The organism is Paenibacillus sp. EKM212P (assembly GCF_011066115.1).
GTDB classification, from domain to species: domain Bacteria; phylum Bacillota; class Bacilli; order Paenibacillales; family Paenibacillaceae; genus Paenibacillus; species Paenibacillus polymyxa_B.
In genome coordinates, this window is the sequence record NZ_JAAMNR010000002.1 from 456352 (window position 1) to 473095 (window position 16744).

Annotated in this window: 16 protein-coding genes and 1 riboswitch; all 16 genes read right to left on the reverse strand. The window is 46.3% G+C overall.

Annotation, left to right across the window (positions count from 1 at the left end; translation table 11 throughout):
- Positions 1-165: 165 nt before the first annotated feature.
- The 16 genes from ribH to G9G54_RS08325 all read right to left on the reverse strand — a co-directional run bounded on the left by ribH (position 166) and on the right by G9G54_RS08325 (position 16683).
- Positions 166-630, reverse strand: a complete 465-nt coding sequence (gene ribH / locus G9G54_RS08250) for a 6,7-dimethyl-8-ribityllumazine synthase (RefSeq protein WP_023989205.1) — start codon at positions 628-630, stop codon at positions 166-168.
- Positions 631-709: 79 nt separating this feature from the next.
- Entirely contained in the window at positions 710-1393 is a 684-nt protein-coding gene (gene ribB, locus G9G54_RS08255) for a 3,4-dihydroxy-2-butanone-4-phosphate synthase (protein ID WP_080710688.1), read from the reverse strand.
- 60 nt (positions 1394-1453) lie between these two features.
- Positions 1454-2119: a riboflavin synthase gene (gene ribE, locus G9G54_RS08260; RefSeq protein ID WP_165177259.1), complete on the reverse strand. Its 666-nt coding sequence runs from the start codon at positions 2117-2119 to the stop codon at positions 1454-1456.
- Positions 2120-2449: 330 nt separating this feature from the next.
- A riboswitch (FMN riboswitch) is annotated at positions 2450-2623 on the reverse strand.
- Between the two features lie 68 nt (positions 2624-2691).
- The gene (locus tag G9G54_RS08265) at positions 2692-3159 is read right to left on the reverse strand and encodes an IDEAL domain-containing protein (protein ID WP_013310772.1); all 468 of its coding nucleotides are present in this window, start codon (positions 3157-3159) and stop codon (positions 2692-2694) included.
- Positions 3160-3378: 219 nt separating this feature from the next.
- Positions 3379-5667, reverse strand: a complete 2289-nt coding sequence (locus G9G54_RS08270; protein ID WP_165177261.1) for a thiamine pyrophosphate-dependent enzyme — start codon at positions 5665-5667, stop codon at positions 3379-3381.
- Positions 5667-6680: a 2-oxoacid:acceptor oxidoreductase family protein gene (locus G9G54_RS08275; RefSeq protein WP_069289833.1), complete on the reverse strand. Its 1014-nt coding sequence runs from the start codon at positions 6678-6680 to the stop codon at positions 5667-5669. Before G9G54_RS08275 ends, G9G54_RS08270 begins: the two co-directional genes overlap by 1 nt.
- A gap of 251 nt (positions 6681-6931) precedes the next feature.
- Complete coding sequence (locus tag G9G54_RS08280; protein ID WP_013310775.1) at positions 6932-7366, reverse strand: peptidylprolyl isomerase; 435 nt, start codon at positions 7364-7366, stop codon at positions 6932-6934.
- A 162-nt stretch (positions 7367-7528) separates the two neighbouring features.
- A complete protein-coding gene (lysA, locus tag G9G54_RS08285) occupies positions 7529-8896 on the reverse strand; it encodes a diaminopimelate decarboxylase (protein WP_165177263.1) in 1368 nt (455 codons plus the stop codon).
- Between the two features lie 110 nt (positions 8897-9006).
- Positions 9007-10689: a spore germination protein gene (locus G9G54_RS08290; protein ID WP_165177265.1), complete on the reverse strand. Its 1683-nt coding sequence runs from the start codon at positions 10687-10689 to the stop codon at positions 9007-9009.
- Between the two features lie 25 nt (positions 10690-10714).
- The gene (locus G9G54_RS08295; protein ID WP_039271000.1) at positions 10715-11137 is read right to left on the reverse strand and encodes a stage V sporulation protein AB; all 423 of its coding nucleotides are present in this window, start codon (positions 11135-11137) and stop codon (positions 10715-10717) included.
- Positions 11134-11787 (reverse strand): stage V sporulation protein AA, encoded by a 654-nt coding sequence (locus tag G9G54_RS08300; RefSeq protein ID WP_039270998.1) that lies wholly within the window; start codon positions 11785-11787, stop codon positions 11134-11136. The genes G9G54_RS08295 and G9G54_RS08300 overlap by 4 nt, the downstream gene beginning before the upstream one ends.
- Positions 11788-11963: 176 nt before the next feature.
- Positions 11964-12719, reverse strand: a complete 756-nt coding sequence (gene sigF, locus G9G54_RS08305) for an RNA polymerase sporulation sigma factor SigF (protein ID WP_023989213.1) — start codon at positions 12717-12719, stop codon at positions 11964-11966.
- 11 nt (positions 12720-12730) lie between these two features.
- The gene (gene spoIIAB / locus G9G54_RS08310) at positions 12731-13186 is read right to left on the reverse strand and encodes an anti-sigma F factor (protein ID WP_007430887.1); all 456 of its coding nucleotides are present in this window, start codon (positions 13184-13186) and stop codon (positions 12731-12733) included.
- Positions 13183-13536: an anti-sigma F factor antagonist gene (gene spoIIAA / locus G9G54_RS08315; RefSeq protein ID WP_013310782.1), complete on the reverse strand. Its 354-nt coding sequence runs from the start codon at positions 13534-13536 to the stop codon at positions 13183-13185. The genes spoIIAB and spoIIAA overlap by 4 nt, the downstream gene beginning before the upstream one ends.
- Positions 13537-13632: 96 nt before the next feature.
- A complete protein-coding gene (locus tag G9G54_RS08320; RefSeq protein ID WP_165177267.1) occupies positions 13633-14826 on the reverse strand; it encodes a D-alanyl-D-alanine carboxypeptidase family protein in 1194 nt (397 codons plus the stop codon).
- A 213-nt stretch (positions 14827-15039) separates the two neighbouring features.
- Complete coding sequence (locus tag G9G54_RS08325) at positions 15040-16683, reverse strand: glycosyl hydrolase family 28-related protein (RefSeq protein WP_165177269.1); 1644 nt, start codon at positions 16681-16683, stop codon at positions 15040-15042.
- Positions 16684-16744: the final 61 nt, after the last annotated feature.

The window sequence follows — 16744 nt, forward strand, 5'->3', positions numbered from 1 at the left end:
CCCCTGCCTTACTCCAATCATCATTCAACAATACCTTTCCCTATAGCACTTATGCTCTACGTTATCAATCCCTCTTTCTGTAGTATATACGTCATCGCCTTGCTTAACAATCCAATCCCTTTTTCACCTTGCAGTTTATAGCGTTCTATTCAGCTATTCCTATAATTAAAATTGCTTGCCGAGATTGGCCATTTCAATCGCAGCCAATGCAGAATCCCAACCTTTATTACCAGCCTTCGTACCTGCTCGTTCAATAGCCTGTTCAATGTTTTCTGTAGTCACTACACCAAAAATAACGGGCACTCCCGTTTTCAGGCTGCTCGCTGCCACACCCTTGGCCACTTCATTGCAGACGATATCATAATGTGAAGTAGAACCACGGATGACCGTACCCAGCGTAATTACGGCATCATATTTGCCACTTGCAGCCATTTTTTGTGCAATCAGTGAAATTTCAAATGCACCCGGAACCCAGGCTACATCAATTTCATCTTCCTGTGCACCATGTCGTTGAAGTGCGTCAATTGCGCCGCTTAACAGCTTGCTCGTAATAAACTCATTAAATCTGCCTACCACAATACCATATTTTAAACCGTTCGATACGAGATTACCTTCTAGAAAACGTGCCATGTTTAATCAACCTCTCTTAGTTTAATTATTTAGGGACTTCGGACAATACTTCAGATTTACTTGGAACCAAGATGTATTTTTACAATGACAAACGACGACGGTAGTCCACCAAATGCTGAATACTGATCAGCTTCAATTGATGTCGCTTGGCGACCACTGCCAGATCAGGCAGGCGGGCCATTGAGCCATCTTCCTTTATAATTTCGCAAATGACCCCAGCAGGCTTGAAGCCACTGAGTCGGGCCAGATCAACAGCCGCTTCAGTGTGACCAGCACGCTGCAAGACACCACCATCGCGAGCAATCAGCGGGAACATGTGACCAGGCTTGCGGAAATCACTGCCTGTGACTGCTTCGTCTGCCAAGGCGCGTACAGTCAAGGAGCGCTCGGCCGCTGAAATACCCGTTGTTGTCTCCATATGATCTACCGATACCGTAAAGGCAGTACCGTGGAAATCTGTATTTTGCTCTACCATAGGATGCAATTCCAAGGCCTCGGCTCTTTGTCGTGTGATTGGCACACAGACCAACCCGCGACCTTCTGTAATCATGAAATTAATGACCTCAGGCGACGCTTTTTCAGCCAAAGCGATAAAATCGCCTTCATTTTCGCGCTGTTCATCATCCACCACAATAACAACTTTACCGTTTTTTAAGTCCTCCAACGCTGCTTCGATGGAATCCAAACGAATCTCTTCGTCATGTTCCAACTCGCCATGCTCTATGACGTTTGCCATTGCACTTGTTTGGCTACCTCTATCCATAACACTTTCCTCCTTATGTCTTGTGCCACGAATGCTCCTAAACAGGCTTACCCTTCAATATCAGGCAAAGCCGTGTTTCGCCAAATAGTCCAAACTGAGAGGAGCTTCTTCTACTCTCTCCGCCTCCGCTGCACCTCTGTAATTTAAAAGCTGTTCTACATATTTGCCCAAAATATCGCATTCGATATTGACGGTATCTCCCTCACGTTTGGCTTGTAAGGCCGTTTCGGATAAGGTGTGGGGAATAATGGATACGGCAAAGGTATCTCTCGTACGCTGTGCGACTGTGAGGCTGATACCATCAATTGTGATTGACCCTTTGAGAAGAATATATTTAAATAATGTTTGATTTTTAGGCTCAATTTCGAACACAACTGCATTCTGATCTGATGTTACCCCGCGAATCGTTCCCGTCCCGTCCACATGTCCTTGCACGATATGTCCTCCGAACCTTCCGCTCGCCGCCATCGCTCGCTCCAGGTTGACTCGGCTGCCTGATCTCAACTCTTTCAGATTACTGCTGCGAAAGGTTTCCGGCATCACATCAACCTTAAAGTCTTTCGTACCGATCTGTATCGCCGTCAGGCAAACGCCATTCACTGAGACACTGTCTCCTATTTTCAAATCGCCCAACACCACGGAACCCGAAATCCCCAGCACCATCGCTTCACCGCTTTTGGAAATAGTTTGAATGCGACCCACTTCCTCGACCAATCCGGTAAACATGCCTTCACTCCTTTCCACTACATTTCAGTTTATCCCTAATTCATCAGCTATAAGCGCAAAAAACCCCCAGTTCGGATTCAATCCGTCATGGGGGTGATGAGAGTCACATTTGTAGTATACAAGCGCAGTTCATATGCATCTTAAGACGACATGAAATCATAGGTTTGCCAATAGAAAGCATGACTGAGGATACAACCAAATACGCTCTGAACACCATCAAAAAGAAAGCTTAAGCAAACTATCGCCCGATGCTGTCCTACAACGAAATAAGCCGTACGCACAATTGGGTATGCTAAAAATCGGCACATGTCACGTCATGCACATGCGCTTCGTATCCTTCTCCCATCCAGACTATACTGTCGGTCCCGGATTTGCACCAGGTCCACCTTCTGCCGATCATTCAGCATCCGGGTCACGGACTAAGCCATGCTGTTTCTCACAAAAACGGTCCACAAACATGTCATCACCGCCGGTGGGGAATTTCGCCCCGCCCCGAAGGATCTTGCTCTTATTTAATTGAATTAACATTAAACTTGTTACGTATATTAGCACCGACTTCTAAAAAAAGCAAGTTATCTAATAGAAGCTCCTGCTTTGGTTTTGACATATTGGCTGGAGAGTTCTTCAAACCAGGTTTTATCATTCATATGAAGCGCCAAGTCAATCAGATCGGCCAGTTCCTCGACTCCCAACTCTGTTGCATGATCAAAGGTAATTACGGCTGAAGCAACCGGTCCCCGTCCTTCCTCAGAACATGCTTCATAATCCAGTCGCACATCAACATGTCCGTCAATAAACTCGCATTTCAGAAAATAAATAATTTCGCACATTAAAATGGGGCGTACCTGTGTTTCTAACACGCAATCCATCACCTTGGCAGAATAATGCTGGTTCGTCAGCGTGAATTTGTGTTCTGTCGCTGCCAACGATGCCCGTCCAAAATCATCCGTAAACTTTAGCTCCACTGGCTTGATGTTCATAACCTTAGGGATCTGCTTCTTTATAATTTCGATTATTTCAACTGTATTCAGCTTAATCATTACCTGCACCTCATTGCATCTTAAAATTCAGAAGAAAACTTTTTAACGTGCCTCTTATAGGCCTCCACTCCTATATCGGAAATCATTACCTGTTTTTTTATGCTTCAACCCATAAACGACAAAAAAGATTCTTTGCGCAATAAACGCAAAGAATCTTGATTGAACCACTACAGTAACAGCGGCTAACAATGTTAATCGATGATTATGCAAAAAACGTAATTATAGCTCTGAAATTTCATGTTTCTTTTTCAGGATAGTCCAGCGACGCTCAATCTCCTGCTCAAAGGTAGCCAGCGTAGCCTCCTCCTTGAGAAGATGCTTCGTTTTACCCATTAATTTCAACCATTCAGCAGCTGGAATCCGTTTTCCCTTGTCTTCCGGATTGTACGTAATCGTCGTACTGCCTTGCTCTATTTCGTACAAAGGAAAGAAACAAGACTCGACTGCAGCGCCCACAATGCTGGTGCCCAGTCTGTCTTCGGATTTCCAATTCAGCGGGCAGGCGCACAGGATCTTACCATAGGCCGTACCCACGTTGTTCGCATACCATTGAGCCTTGGCTGCTTTGCGCAGCATATCCTGCGGATGACTTTCAGCTGCTGTAAAAGCATACGGAATGTTACAAGCAGCCATGATTTGCACGGTATCCTTGTGATGTCCTTGCTTTCCTTTTTGCATTTTCCCTACACCTGACGTACTAGTCATGTGACCAACCGGAGTGGAGTATGATTGCTGTGAACCTGTATTCATGTACCCTTCGTTATCATATTCCAGCATGATCAGCTTATGATTACGCAGAGCCGCACCAATGGCAGAACCCATACCTATATCCATCCCACCGTCACCACTGATCATGATAAAGGTCGGATCGTCCGACATTTCAATTTCATTACGGCGCTTCATTTCCATATAAGCTTCCAGCGCTCCTGAAAGTGTAGCGGCCCCGTTTTGAAAAAGATTGTGGATCATCGGTTGTTTGTGTGATGTATAGGGATACCCTGTCGTCGTCACATATACGCAGCCTGTCTGGAACAACACGACAATATCCCCTTCAATACCTTTGAAAAACAGTTCCAGCGCAGACAATGCCCCACATCCTGGGCAAGCCCCGTGACCTGGTGTAAGACGGCGTGGTTTGGTTGTCAACGACCGCAGGGGTGGCACCTTGACTTTGAGCTTCCCGGTCGCCTCGTCCGGCGTAACCTGAATCAGGCCCGTACGGTATGCATTGCCACGTGGCGGCTGCATAACTTGCGGCATCACCTTGTCCGGTGAACCCGGATTAATACCGTAATAATCAAAGGGCTTCTCCGCTCGTCCGGCCTCTGCCGCCTCAATCGCAAGCTGGAAGAACGCCTCTGCATCTTCCGCATAAAAATCCTTGCCGCCCAAGCCAAAGATACGGCTCAACACGAGTGTCCGATTCAGTGGGTCCTCCTGCAAGGCCGCCTTAATTTCATGCGTTAAGTTCCCGCCGTCTGCCCCATACGAGTCTGCACGTTCACCTACCAGCAGCGCCTTGACATCACGTAAGGCTTCCCGCAGTTGTGCGGCTGGGAACGGTCGGATGGTATTCGGACGTATCACACCAGCTTTAATCCCGCGCGCACGGAGTTGATCCGCCACATCCTTAGCCGATTCAGCCGCCGAATTCAACAGGAATACCGCGACCTCAGCATCCTCCATTTGATACAGATCTAAAATCGGGTATTCCCGACCGGATAAAGCGGCATATTCTGCTGCTACCTGCTCATATACTCCTTCTGACAGCTTCAGTGCTTCGGACAGCTGAACATGATTATTCGTCAGGTCATCACCGTTCATATGCGCACCTACGGTAACAGGATGATCAAAATCAGTAATATTCGGATAATTTAAGTTCGGGTTAGGACCTACAAAACCGCGCACGGTCTCAGCATCTGCAAAATATTGCACTTTACGTTTTTGATGGGACGTATAAAAACCGTCATATGCAACCATTACAGGTAGCCGAACATCGCTATGCTCTGCGATTTTTAGTGCCATGATGTTCATATCATACACAGCCTGTGGTGTACTTGCCGTCAAAATGACCCAGCCTGTATTCAAACCATAGTACAGATCCGAATGATCCCCGCGAATATCCAGGGGACCACTGACAGCTCGTGTCACCAGATTCATAACCATTGGAAAACGGGTACCTGACTGAACAGGTAACTGCTCCAGCATGTACAGGAAACCTTGCGAACTAGTGGCGTTCACAACCCTCGCTCCCGCTGCGGCAGCTCCATAACAAATCCCTGCCGATCCGTGTTCTCCGTCTGCTGCAACCAGCTTAATATTATGCTGACCTCTCGTTCTCATCTGATCCAAATACTGCGCTACCTCAGTAGATGGAGTAATCGGGAAATATCCCATCATATGATAATTAATCTGCGCAGCCGCCGTAGCTGCCATTTCATTACCGGATTCGAACGTTGTCACTTGCGCGGCGCCTGTCTGTTTGAGTTCTTCCTCCAGTTTTGCCATTACGCACGCCCTCCTTCATATACCGGAAATTGGTGGGCAACTCGATTCTGTTCCGCCCATCCCCATTGCTCACGACGCGAGCTTAATGCCCCCGATGGGCAAATATCTACACATTTCAGACATCCTTTGCAATACTGGTAATCAATCCCTTGCAAAAATGGCATCATTCTTCCGCGTTTGTCAGCTTGCTCTTCCCATACAAAACAGTAATCCGGGCAAATCGAATCACACTTGGCACAATGGGTACATTTATCAGCTTCATATTCAGGCACATACCCCTGACGTGAACCACTAACATCTCTCGTCATGCTGTTTCCCTGAGTTGCAATAACGCCCCCCAGTAGTTGCGTTTCGTATCCCATCAATGGCTGCGGACGTTCAAAAACCCGATCCTCTGCGTCATCAGTAACTGGATATACGTGCAGTTCCATTTCCTCATAACCACGGTTAAATGTACGGAGATTAGGTTCCACTAACAGCGGATTTTTCTTTTCAAAGGTACTGCGTATAACCGATCTCATCGCTTCCGGGTCCAGGAAATCACAGACACGGAACAAGGCACCGAGCATGGACGTATTTAGTTTGGTTCGCTCTTCCAGTGCGATGCCCATCGCATCCACCACCGCCAATGTACCGGATACCAGTCCCAAATCAGCCCGTATTTCTTCTGCTGGACGCGTGGAATTAACCACTACAATCCCATCCGCTGGCAGTCCGCTGATTACATTTACCGTTTTGTATAACGTTTCATGGAAAATGCCTACCACATGCGGTTGCTCAATCGGACTGTGATCCCGAATATCGACCTCCGGCTCACAGAAGCGGACGAAGCTTTTAACCGGAGTTCCCTTTTTTTCCGAACCGTAGGACGAAAAATTTGAAGCATTCAGCCCCAGACCAAGCACCCCGGTTTCGGCCAACATTTTGCCAGCCAGATTAGCGCCGAGTCCACCAATGGATTCCAGCCGGATTTCAAAAAATCCGAGTCGATTTGTGCGCGTTAAAATAGACAATGTGATAAGCCCCCTTCTTTTCCAATCCTTACTGAGTTTGAATACTCATATAAAATAAATGGAAAATGCATTCTTATCGAAAGGCTATCACAACACTTACTTTTCGAATGTGATCTTACGCACTGTAACGCCTACGTGATTGCGAAAATCAATAAACCGTCAAACAAAAGACAACAAAAGCCGCCCTGTCCAAAGACAGAACGGCTTAGGTGCAACGCTATTTGAAAAAGATCATGTAATTAACGGTAAAATTACACGTCAAATACTTTAACCTCTTTCATTTTGTCGCCTTGTTTTACAGCATCAATGAATTCCATACCTTTGGTTACTTTACCAAATACAGTATGTACTCCATCTAAATGTGGTTGTGGAGCGTAGCAGATAAAGAATTGGCTGCCACCTGTGTTGCGACCTGCATGAGCCATGGACAGAACGCCTTTGGCATGCTTTGTTGTATTCGTAGCTGTTTCACAGTCAATCGTGTAACCAGGACCGCCTGTACCGTTACCGATTGGACAACCACCTTGAGCAACAAAGCCCGGAATGACACGGTGGAAGCTCAAACCGTTGTAGTAACCGCTGTTTGCCAGCTTTTCAAAGTTAGCAACGGTGTTTGGAGCTTCTTCTGGGAAAAAGTCAATTTCAACGATACCGCCGTTTTCAAGATCTATTCTACCTTTTTTCATTGTTTGTATCTCCTTTTCAACCTGTTTTGAGAACTAAATAACATCAAGTTCCAGTTTACTATGAATTGCCGCGCTTAGCAAAGTCTTGTCCAAAAAAAAAAGCCATTGTCCCCGGTGTATTATTACCGACTCAATGGCCTGCTTGATCTTACAATTCTAAAATCAGGACGAAACGGTAATCTTGGCGTTGGGCTGAACCACTGGACTAGCTTGATCACGAATCAAGCGCTGTGGCACAACATCGTTGCGTACGATATCTTCGTAGGTTTCCCGACGCACTACCAACTCGGCCTCACCGTTGCTGACAAATACAACTGCTGGTCGACGTATTCGGTTATAATTACTCGCCATGGAGTAATTGTAGGCTCCGGTTGAGGCAACAGCGAGCAAATCGCCGCTATTTATACGAGGCAGCTCTACATCCCAAATCAGCATATCGCCGCTTTCACAGCATTTGCCCGCAATGGACACCGTCTCTTCGTTCGTATCCTGCGCTCGATTAGCCAGCATCGCTTCATACTTGGCCTGATACAGTGCAGGGCGTGGATTATCTGTCATCCCGCCATCTACCGAGACATATTTGCGTACCTGCGGGATATCCTTGATGCTTCCTACCGTATATAAGGTCGTGCCTGAATCGCCTACAATACTACGTCCCGGCTCAATCCAAATTTCTGGAAGTTCATCGTAAAGTCCTGAAAAATAAGTTTTCACCGCTTCGCCGATAGCCTGTACATAGGTTGATACTTTCAGTGGTGTGTCCTCTTCTGTGTAGCGAATGCCAAATCCCCCGCCCAGATTAATCACTTTGAAAGAAAACTGAAGCTGTTCCTTAATTTCTCTGGAAAAAGCTGCAACCCGTTCAGCAGCCATTTGGAAGCCATTCACTTCGAATATTTGCGAACCGATATGAGAATGTACCCCCAGCAGGTTAAGATGGTCTAGCTTGATAGCCTGTTCCACTGCTTGGCTTGCTGTACCGTTTCCAATGTCAAAGCCAAATTTTGAATCTTCTTGACCTGTGGCCATATATTCATGCGTATGCGCCTCAACCCCTGGTGTAACCCGCAGTAAGATATTCACCTGCTGTTCTTTCTCGGAGGCAAGGGCCTGCAACAAATGCAACTCCATTTCGCTATCGACGACGAAGCAGCCAATTTGCGCATCTAACGCCATTTCAATTTCTTCCGGTGTTTTGTTATTGCCGTGGAAATGGATTCGCTCTGCCGGGAACCCTGCTTGTAGCGCAGTAAACAATTCTCCACTGGAAACTACGTCAAGCGACATCCCTTCTTCAGCAGCTAAAGCGCACATCGCCATAACACAAAACGCTTTGCTTGCATAAGCGACTTGAAACTTCAATCCGGTTTCACGAAAAGCTTCTATATACTCCCGGCAGCGCCGGCGGACTAACTGTTCGTCAACAATATATAGCGGTGTGCCAAAACGCTCTTTCAAAAGTGTTGTATCACAACCGCCGATTTCCAAATGTCCATTGCTGTTAATTTTACTGCTTCCATGCAAATACATGTTCTGGCGCCTCTCTTTCTGGAACAAGCTAGTCATATTCCATCGAATGTTTACACCAGTATAGCAAAAAAAACATCAAGAACAATGGATTTTTATGCAGATCATTTATATTAATGCTCCTGTCCATTGCCTGAGTTCGAATCTGTGTCGGCATCCGTATGGGGCATACGCGTATTGTCCCTCGTTTTGTTAGATGACGGGCGGTTAGGTGCATCTAGTACAGGCATGCGGAACAAGATGGAAGCTAACGCTTTGGCATTAAAAGGAATGAACGGCCACAAATACGAAGAATTATATGACCGATGCAGCGTCAGCATCAAAATGATCAGTGTCGTACCCACGACAAAGCCCGGTACGTGAAAAATTGCAACAGCAATCAGCAGGAATAGTCGAATCAGTCTATTCGCCAGCCCTAGCTCGTAGCTCGGTGTTGCGAACATTCCTATGGCAGCGACAGCCATATACAGCACGACCTCATTCACGAAAAGTCCCGTCTGAACCGCTATATCACCGACCATAATGGCTGCGATCAAGCCCATAGCGGAAGCCAGCGGTGTCGGAGTATGCACAGCCGCCATTCGCATAAGATCGACCCCTAGTTCCACGATGATAAACTGTGCAATCAGCGGAAGATGTGCTTCCTTTTGAGGACCGATAAAATCGAGAAACGCCGGTTTTAATTCGGGATTGATGACCATTAGCAGCCACATGGGAAGCAGAAACATCGAGGCAAATATGCCTAAAAAACGTACCCAGCGCAAATAACTTCCCATAAAAGCAGTTTGCCGATTCTCTTCTGCATGCTGACACAAATCAAAAAAAGTGGTTGGTAAGATCATCACGCTGGGTGAGGTATCGACGAAAATAACGAGCCTTCCTTCCATAATATGCGATGCCACGACATCTGGTCGCTCCGAATATCGTACTAATGGATATGGATTCCAACCTTTATTGATAATCGTCTCCTCTAATTGCTTATCGGCCAGCGGAATACCATCCAAATTAACATTTTTAATTTTGTCTCGTACAGTATCCACCATCACCTTATCCACAATATCGTCAATGTAGCCCAAACATACGTCTGTTCGGGTTCGACGCCCGACCTGCATAGCCTCAAATTTAAGTCCTGGGTCCCGCAAACGTCGGCGCACCAAACCTACATTTGTAAGCATTGTTTCAGTAAACCCGTCGCGGGCACCGCGCACAACCCGCTCCAAAGAAGGTTCCTCCGGACTACGCACCGGATAATTACGAGTATCCAGAATAAGGGAAAAACGTTCACCTTCCATGAAAAAGGCACTCATTCCTGTCAGCACCTTGTTAATGACGACAGACATCTTATCTGTCTTCTCCACCTGAATATGTGGAATAAAATTTTCGAAATACGCTTGTAGTCCATCCGAAGAGAGATTATCCGGCGTCAGATAGGTGAGACGCTTTAGCACTTCAAGCATGATCTGATCTTTGGCAAAGGTATTTAGGAACAGATATCCGGTATGACGCCCACCCAGTGTCATTTCCCTGAATACAACATCAAAGGTCTCCCCCAAACCTAATACTGTTTCAAGTGTATTCTTATTATCCTTCATCCTCGGCGATATATCATCTTCGGCCTGCCAGTAGCGAACGGACTCCTCTACGTTATCAGACCGCTCACTCTCTTTTTTGTGTTTAAAACGTGCAGATTCCTGCGCCTGCTTTTCCTTCCATGGACTCAACTCTTCTCCGTCAGTATGATATTCCTTTCCGATTCCCCCGTCTTGATGTTGCTCTTGATCCGCTCTGTGATCCATATTTCTTGCCCCCTCGCTTTCGTTGTTAACGGTTGTATACAAACCAGTCAAATAAGGAACCCGTCACCTTGCCAAGCACCATTGCCATTAATAGGCCAAACATATACACGGTCATGTGGAGTCGCTTGGCGAGTATAGGCAGGAGATTCAATACCTCCGTTAAAGCCGCGGCGAGCAAACCAATAAACACTCCGCAAAATAACCCAGGTATCCATGTAAATATGCCCGGTAGTGGCAAGCAGATGTTCCAAAAATCGACCACAGTCCCCAGCACTGAACCTATAATCATTGCCTTTTCGTATGCACGTGATTTTTTATACGTACGGGTGAGTTGTGCTAATCGCGGCATGATATCCAGCACAATAAAAAAAGCAATTACACCGCTACCCACCGCAAGGCCCCCAGCAATACCTAAAATAATCTGAAGTGCAGCCTGTACAAATATCATGGTTTCTTATCCTTTGTGTGCAAACGGGCCATCTTTTCATACTCCTCTGCCACAACATACTGATCCACATTTTCCTGGTACAGATACATTTCCACCTCCAGCGGCGTCGGCTCCTCGTTCCAATTTTTCTTGAACAAGTGATTAAAAAAAACGATCATGCCAAAGCCGATGCCGATCGAGTAAGCAATTTGAAACAGGTACGGATGTTCATCTTTATGTCCCGTAATCATCTCCACAATCCGAACCTGTACCTCCATCATGCTAACGTCGGCATGAAAATTCATAATTGTTAGCGCAGAGCCAAAAAACAGAAGCACCCATACCAAAACAAACAGTATTTTGGACGGCTTACGGGGTTTCTCCACGAGTTCCACAAGTACATGTGGCTTCCCGAGAGATTCAACTACGACCCCCGGAATATGATCTCTAATTTTTGCTATGATCTGCAGCATGTCTATCAGTATCAGATTACCGTCCTGGTGCTGCGGCCGCTTGAGAACAAGCTCAAGCAGATCCTTTTCCCATTCAGGATTAGTCAGCAGATGGGCTACATCACCCAAATGTAAATCCTGCCCTTGTATCATGCGGACACGGCTACGGAGCCGCAAGTAGACAATAGGAGCTACTGTAGGAGCCGGACTATGAGTCATCCGATCCCCTCCTTATCCTCGTAATTATCGATTAGTATGGAACGAAGCAAGGAAACCTATTCTGTGTATTGTCTTTTATCCCACGCAAAAAAGAGTACCCTTGGCCATTAAAATGGCTTTGGAATACCCTTTTTAAATACGTAAGCATAAGGATTTCACTAAGATCCTGACTGTTATTATTGGGCAATCTGATCGCGGATCAGTTGTAAAATCTTTTTTTCCAGCCGTGATACCTGTACCTGAGAAATACCAAGCCGACTTGCAACCTCTGATTGAGTCTGATCCCGGTAATAGCGCAGGTACACAATCAACCGCTCCCGCTCAGATAGTCCGCCAATGGCTTCATTGAGTGCCAGCTTGTCGAACCACCTTTCCTGTGATTCGTCAGCAATCTGATCCATAAGTGTAATCGGATCACCGTCATTTTCGAATACCGTTTCGTGAATGGAGGTAGGCGGCTTATTGGCCTCCTGCGCAAAAACAACATCCTCCGGTGTCACTCCCAGCTCATCAGCAACTTCCTTGACTGTAGGCAGACGGTTGAGCCGTTTGGATAGCTCGTCTTTCATTTTGCGGACCTTATTAGCCGTTTCCTTCAAGGAACGGCTAACTTTGAGTGTACCGTCATCACGCAGGAACCGTTGAATCTCACCGATAATCATCGGTACTGCATATGTTGAAAATTTGACTTCGTAGCTGAGATCGAATTTATCCACCGATTTTAACAAGCCGATGCAACCAATTTGAAAAAGATCGTCAGGTTCATACCCCCGGTTCATAAAGCGCTGCACGACAGACCAGACGAGCCGGATATTACTATTGACCAGTGTCTCACGAGCCTCATTATCACCGGATTGACTCAGTGCAATAAGCCGCTTGACTTCCGCATCCTCCAAATAGCTGTGCGAAGTTTTTTTTCCTCCTGCTTCCATAGGATCAACTCCTAATTATATAAAGCTTTCTTGGATTCAATCCTTTTCTTCATCCGGACCGACGTGCCTCCGCCCGGCTCACTGACTGCTTCAAACTCATCCATGAAATTTTCCATAATCGTAAAGCCCATGCCGGAGCGTTCCAATTCAGGTTTGGACGTATATAGAGGTTGCTTGGCAAGTTCCAGATCCTCAATTCCTCGGCCTGCGTCCTCAATAACCAACGTAATCACGTCCGCTTCAATCCCGACTTTGATCGTTACAACACCTGACGGGTCGCTGTCATAACCGTGAATAATGCTGTTGGTCACCGCTTCAGACACCACGGTTTTCAAATCACTTAGCTCATCCATTGTGGGATCAAGCCTAGAAATAAATGCCGCGACAGCCACACGAGCAAATGCCTCATTCTCCGATTTGGCAGCAAACTGCAAGCTCATGAAATTGTTACCCGTGCCTTCTCTCATGACACTACCTCCAGTTCCGTGAGCGCATTTCCCTCGTTGTCATATATGGGCATGATTTTGAACAGCCCTGACATATCCAGCAGTCGGTGTACTGGCGGATTGACATCACAGACTGCCATTTTCCCGCCCTTTTGCTTGATCAGTTTGTACCGTCCCAAGATAACGCCAAGGCCGGAGCTATCCATAAACTGAAGATTCTTCAGGCTGAGCACAATATGCTCGCATTGCCGACGCTGAATCGCCTCATCCATTTGCATACGGACCATGTCCGACGTATGGTGATCAAGCTCACCAGACAGCCTTACAATCAGTACCCCCCGGTGATGCTCCATTTCAATTTGCAGGTTCATGCTTACTCACTCTCCTCCCGGTCTTGGACAAGGATTTCTACGTAGCCGCAGACGATTCCTGCCCTCCGACAAAACTAGAAGAAAACCCCGTAAAATCTACAAAGAAAATAGGTTCGACATGGTACGTTTAAACAATTTCCACCATCCGGCCTTTTCGATAGCCACAGGCGAAGTGATATTAAACTCCTTAAGACGTTGTCCATCCTGATAGACGACCAGCTTACCGACTGGGTCACCAGCCCGGACAGGAGCTTTGAGGCTTGGGGCCAGTTGTAATTCATGACGCAACGTTTGTTTGTTGCCACCTTTTTTCACCAACACGCTGTAAGAACGCTCAGCCTGAATTTTCAGCTCTGGCAATACGCCTTTTTCAACTTTTACACTACCCAGCAATTCACCCGGCTTGTATATGGATTTCATTGTATATTGAGAAAACGCATAGTCGAACATGGAAGATACTTCATTGTTGCGTATCTTCGTATTCGGCTCCCCAAGCACGACAGCTACGACACGCAAGCCATCACGCTTCGCAGTAGCGGAAAGACAGAACTTTGCTTCTCCCGTATAGCCTGTTTTCAGCCCGTCTGCTCCAGTATAGAAACGGACAAGCTTATTCGTATTCACCAGCCAAAAGGGTTTTACCGAGGATTTGCGCAAATAGTCCTGATAGGCTCCCGTATATTTCGTAATTTGCGGGTATTTCAACAACTCCCGGCTCATAACCGCAATATCATGCGCAGAAGAATAGTGATTCTCGACAGGCAAACCGTTGCAATTGGCAAAATGGGTATCCTTGAGCCCGAGCTGCTGCACCTTGGCGTTCATCATGTCGACAAAAGCCTGCTCAGACCCTGCAATTTTCTCAGCCATCGCCACAGAAGCGTCGTTGCCGGAAGCCATCGCGATTCCCTTCAGCATCTCATCGACCGTCATTTCTTCTCCCGGCTCCAAGAAAATTTGCGAGCCCCCCATTGAAGATGCATATTCGCTGGCCCGAACTTTATCGGTCAGCTTAAGCTTGCCATCCTGAATGGCCTCCATGGTCAGCAGCATCGTCATAATCTTGGTGATGCTCGCTGGAGGAAGCTTTTCACGACTGTTTTTTTCATAGATGACTGTGCCCGTATCTGCATCCATCAGGATCGCCGAGAGAGCCTGGGGAGCTAGCTCAGCCGCTGATCCCTCTTTGGTTTTGCTTTCAGGTATGCTTTCTTCGGCCCAACCGCCGACAGGGACGGCAGTCAAGGATACCAGGCAAGCCAGGATGAACGCCACCACTTTTTTCTTCACAATCGGTTCCCTCCTCAACATATTGGCGTAAAGCACCGGAGCCCATTTACTTAACCCTCCGGCCTATTCGCGTGCTGCTAACCATTGTCGTCAGAATGAAAGAAAAATATTCCATATGGATAAAAACATCAAATAGCACCAAGCTGAGTCAGCATGGTGCGCATTTTCCAATATATAAAACGACAGAACATCTATCGTCTGTGAAATAATGGTTTAAATTCGGCTTACGGTGAGATATGTGATACCGCCACCCGGTAAAATATCCATTGTATTTTGACTAAACACCCGTATATCAATAAAAGAATTCGCTTCCAGTCTAAGTTCCATTGCTCCACTCAATGCACTATAGTTCAGTCCGCCGATAACCCTATCATCGAGATAGGCATAGGCGGAGCTCCCGGCAAGCTGCTCATCATTCAGGTGAAGTGCCAGCCGTGTGCGATTACCATCCACTTGAGGATCGGTCGAAATGTAAACTTGTATTCTGTATTTCCCAGCTCGCTTGGCTCGCCATCGGCTATTCGCCGCGTCGAATTCAATCAGCTCATCATGGTTGATTTGATTGAACTTTACCTTCTGCCAGCTACCTGCGGGGAGATTTTGCCTTGCTCCCAGGTAGGCTTTAACAAAGGTTTCGTCCAAATGCTCAATTCCGTTGTTCGAGTATTTCTCGACCAGCAGCAAAGCCTGCCCTGTCCCATTGTTCTCGTCATAACGATTATTGCTATAGCTAAAATCCAAATGTGAGCGAAGTGTCACCTGCTGTGTGGAAGAGCTGCCAGAGAAAGAAATAAGCTGCTTTAGATTACGGGGATACCCTCCCACCTCGTCCACCAAAACTTTTTTGCCAATGACCACATCCACAAAATAGTTACATACGGATTGGGTGTCATTGAATTTGTCCGCTATCGCTAAAATGGAGTCACGCAAGGCCACATTTTTCGTTTCTTTGGTAGCACCAATTTGAATAAAAGAAGGCACTGTCATCTTATGCTCTTTGCTTAGTCCCTCAAACCAGCAGCCTATAAATTCAGCGTTCATAAAATCATTAATTAGAATGGGAATATCATTGGAACTTCCATCCTTAATGTGCTGGCTAGCCAAAAATCGGGCCCCGTTGGAGCTATTCAGATCCAATGCCGTATCGTTCCCCAATGTAAAAAGCGCTATGCTAGTAAACTGTGAACTTCTATTCTGCAAGTGAATCCCTGTTTTATTGTAATTAATCTCCGTGCATTTAAATAAATTCACATCACTTTCATAGCCCCAAAAAGCCGTTTCAAAATGCTCAATTAGGACGTTATCCAGGGCAACTCCGCCGCCCTTCCAATCCTGAATACCTAAAGTACCTTTGCCATAATATCCACGCTTCACTGACTGCGAAAACGGATTATTTAATGTGGATCTGTCAGCCCCCTCGTACCGGATCGATAAGTCATGAAACTGCACATTTTGAAATCCGCTAAACGAGGGTAGACTTTCATCTCCAATTTGAAAACAAGGACCCGTACCATAATATTCAATCGACGTAACACCTTTGCCTTGTCGGTATCTGCCCTTATGAATGCCAAAAATGCGCAGACCCTGCTTGCGAATCTGTAAGGTAGAGGTTATTTTGTATCGTCCACTGGGGATGTGAAGAATGGAATAATCGGGGGTCTTATTAATCAATTCCTGCAAAGCTGCCGTGTCATCCTGAATACCATCACCAACAGCTCCAAACCAACTTACGTTTACACTGCGTTCAATGAATTCTTTTTCAATGGTTTTAAAATTATCATTTAATTGCTGCGGCGTTAAGTCTTTGCCTGTACCACTCAAATTCAACTTCAAACGGTCTGTAAAATGATCCGCCACCCGAACACCCCCATGTTTAAAAACGTAAAATGTTCCTTTTTGACCAAGCCGAAAAATTCCT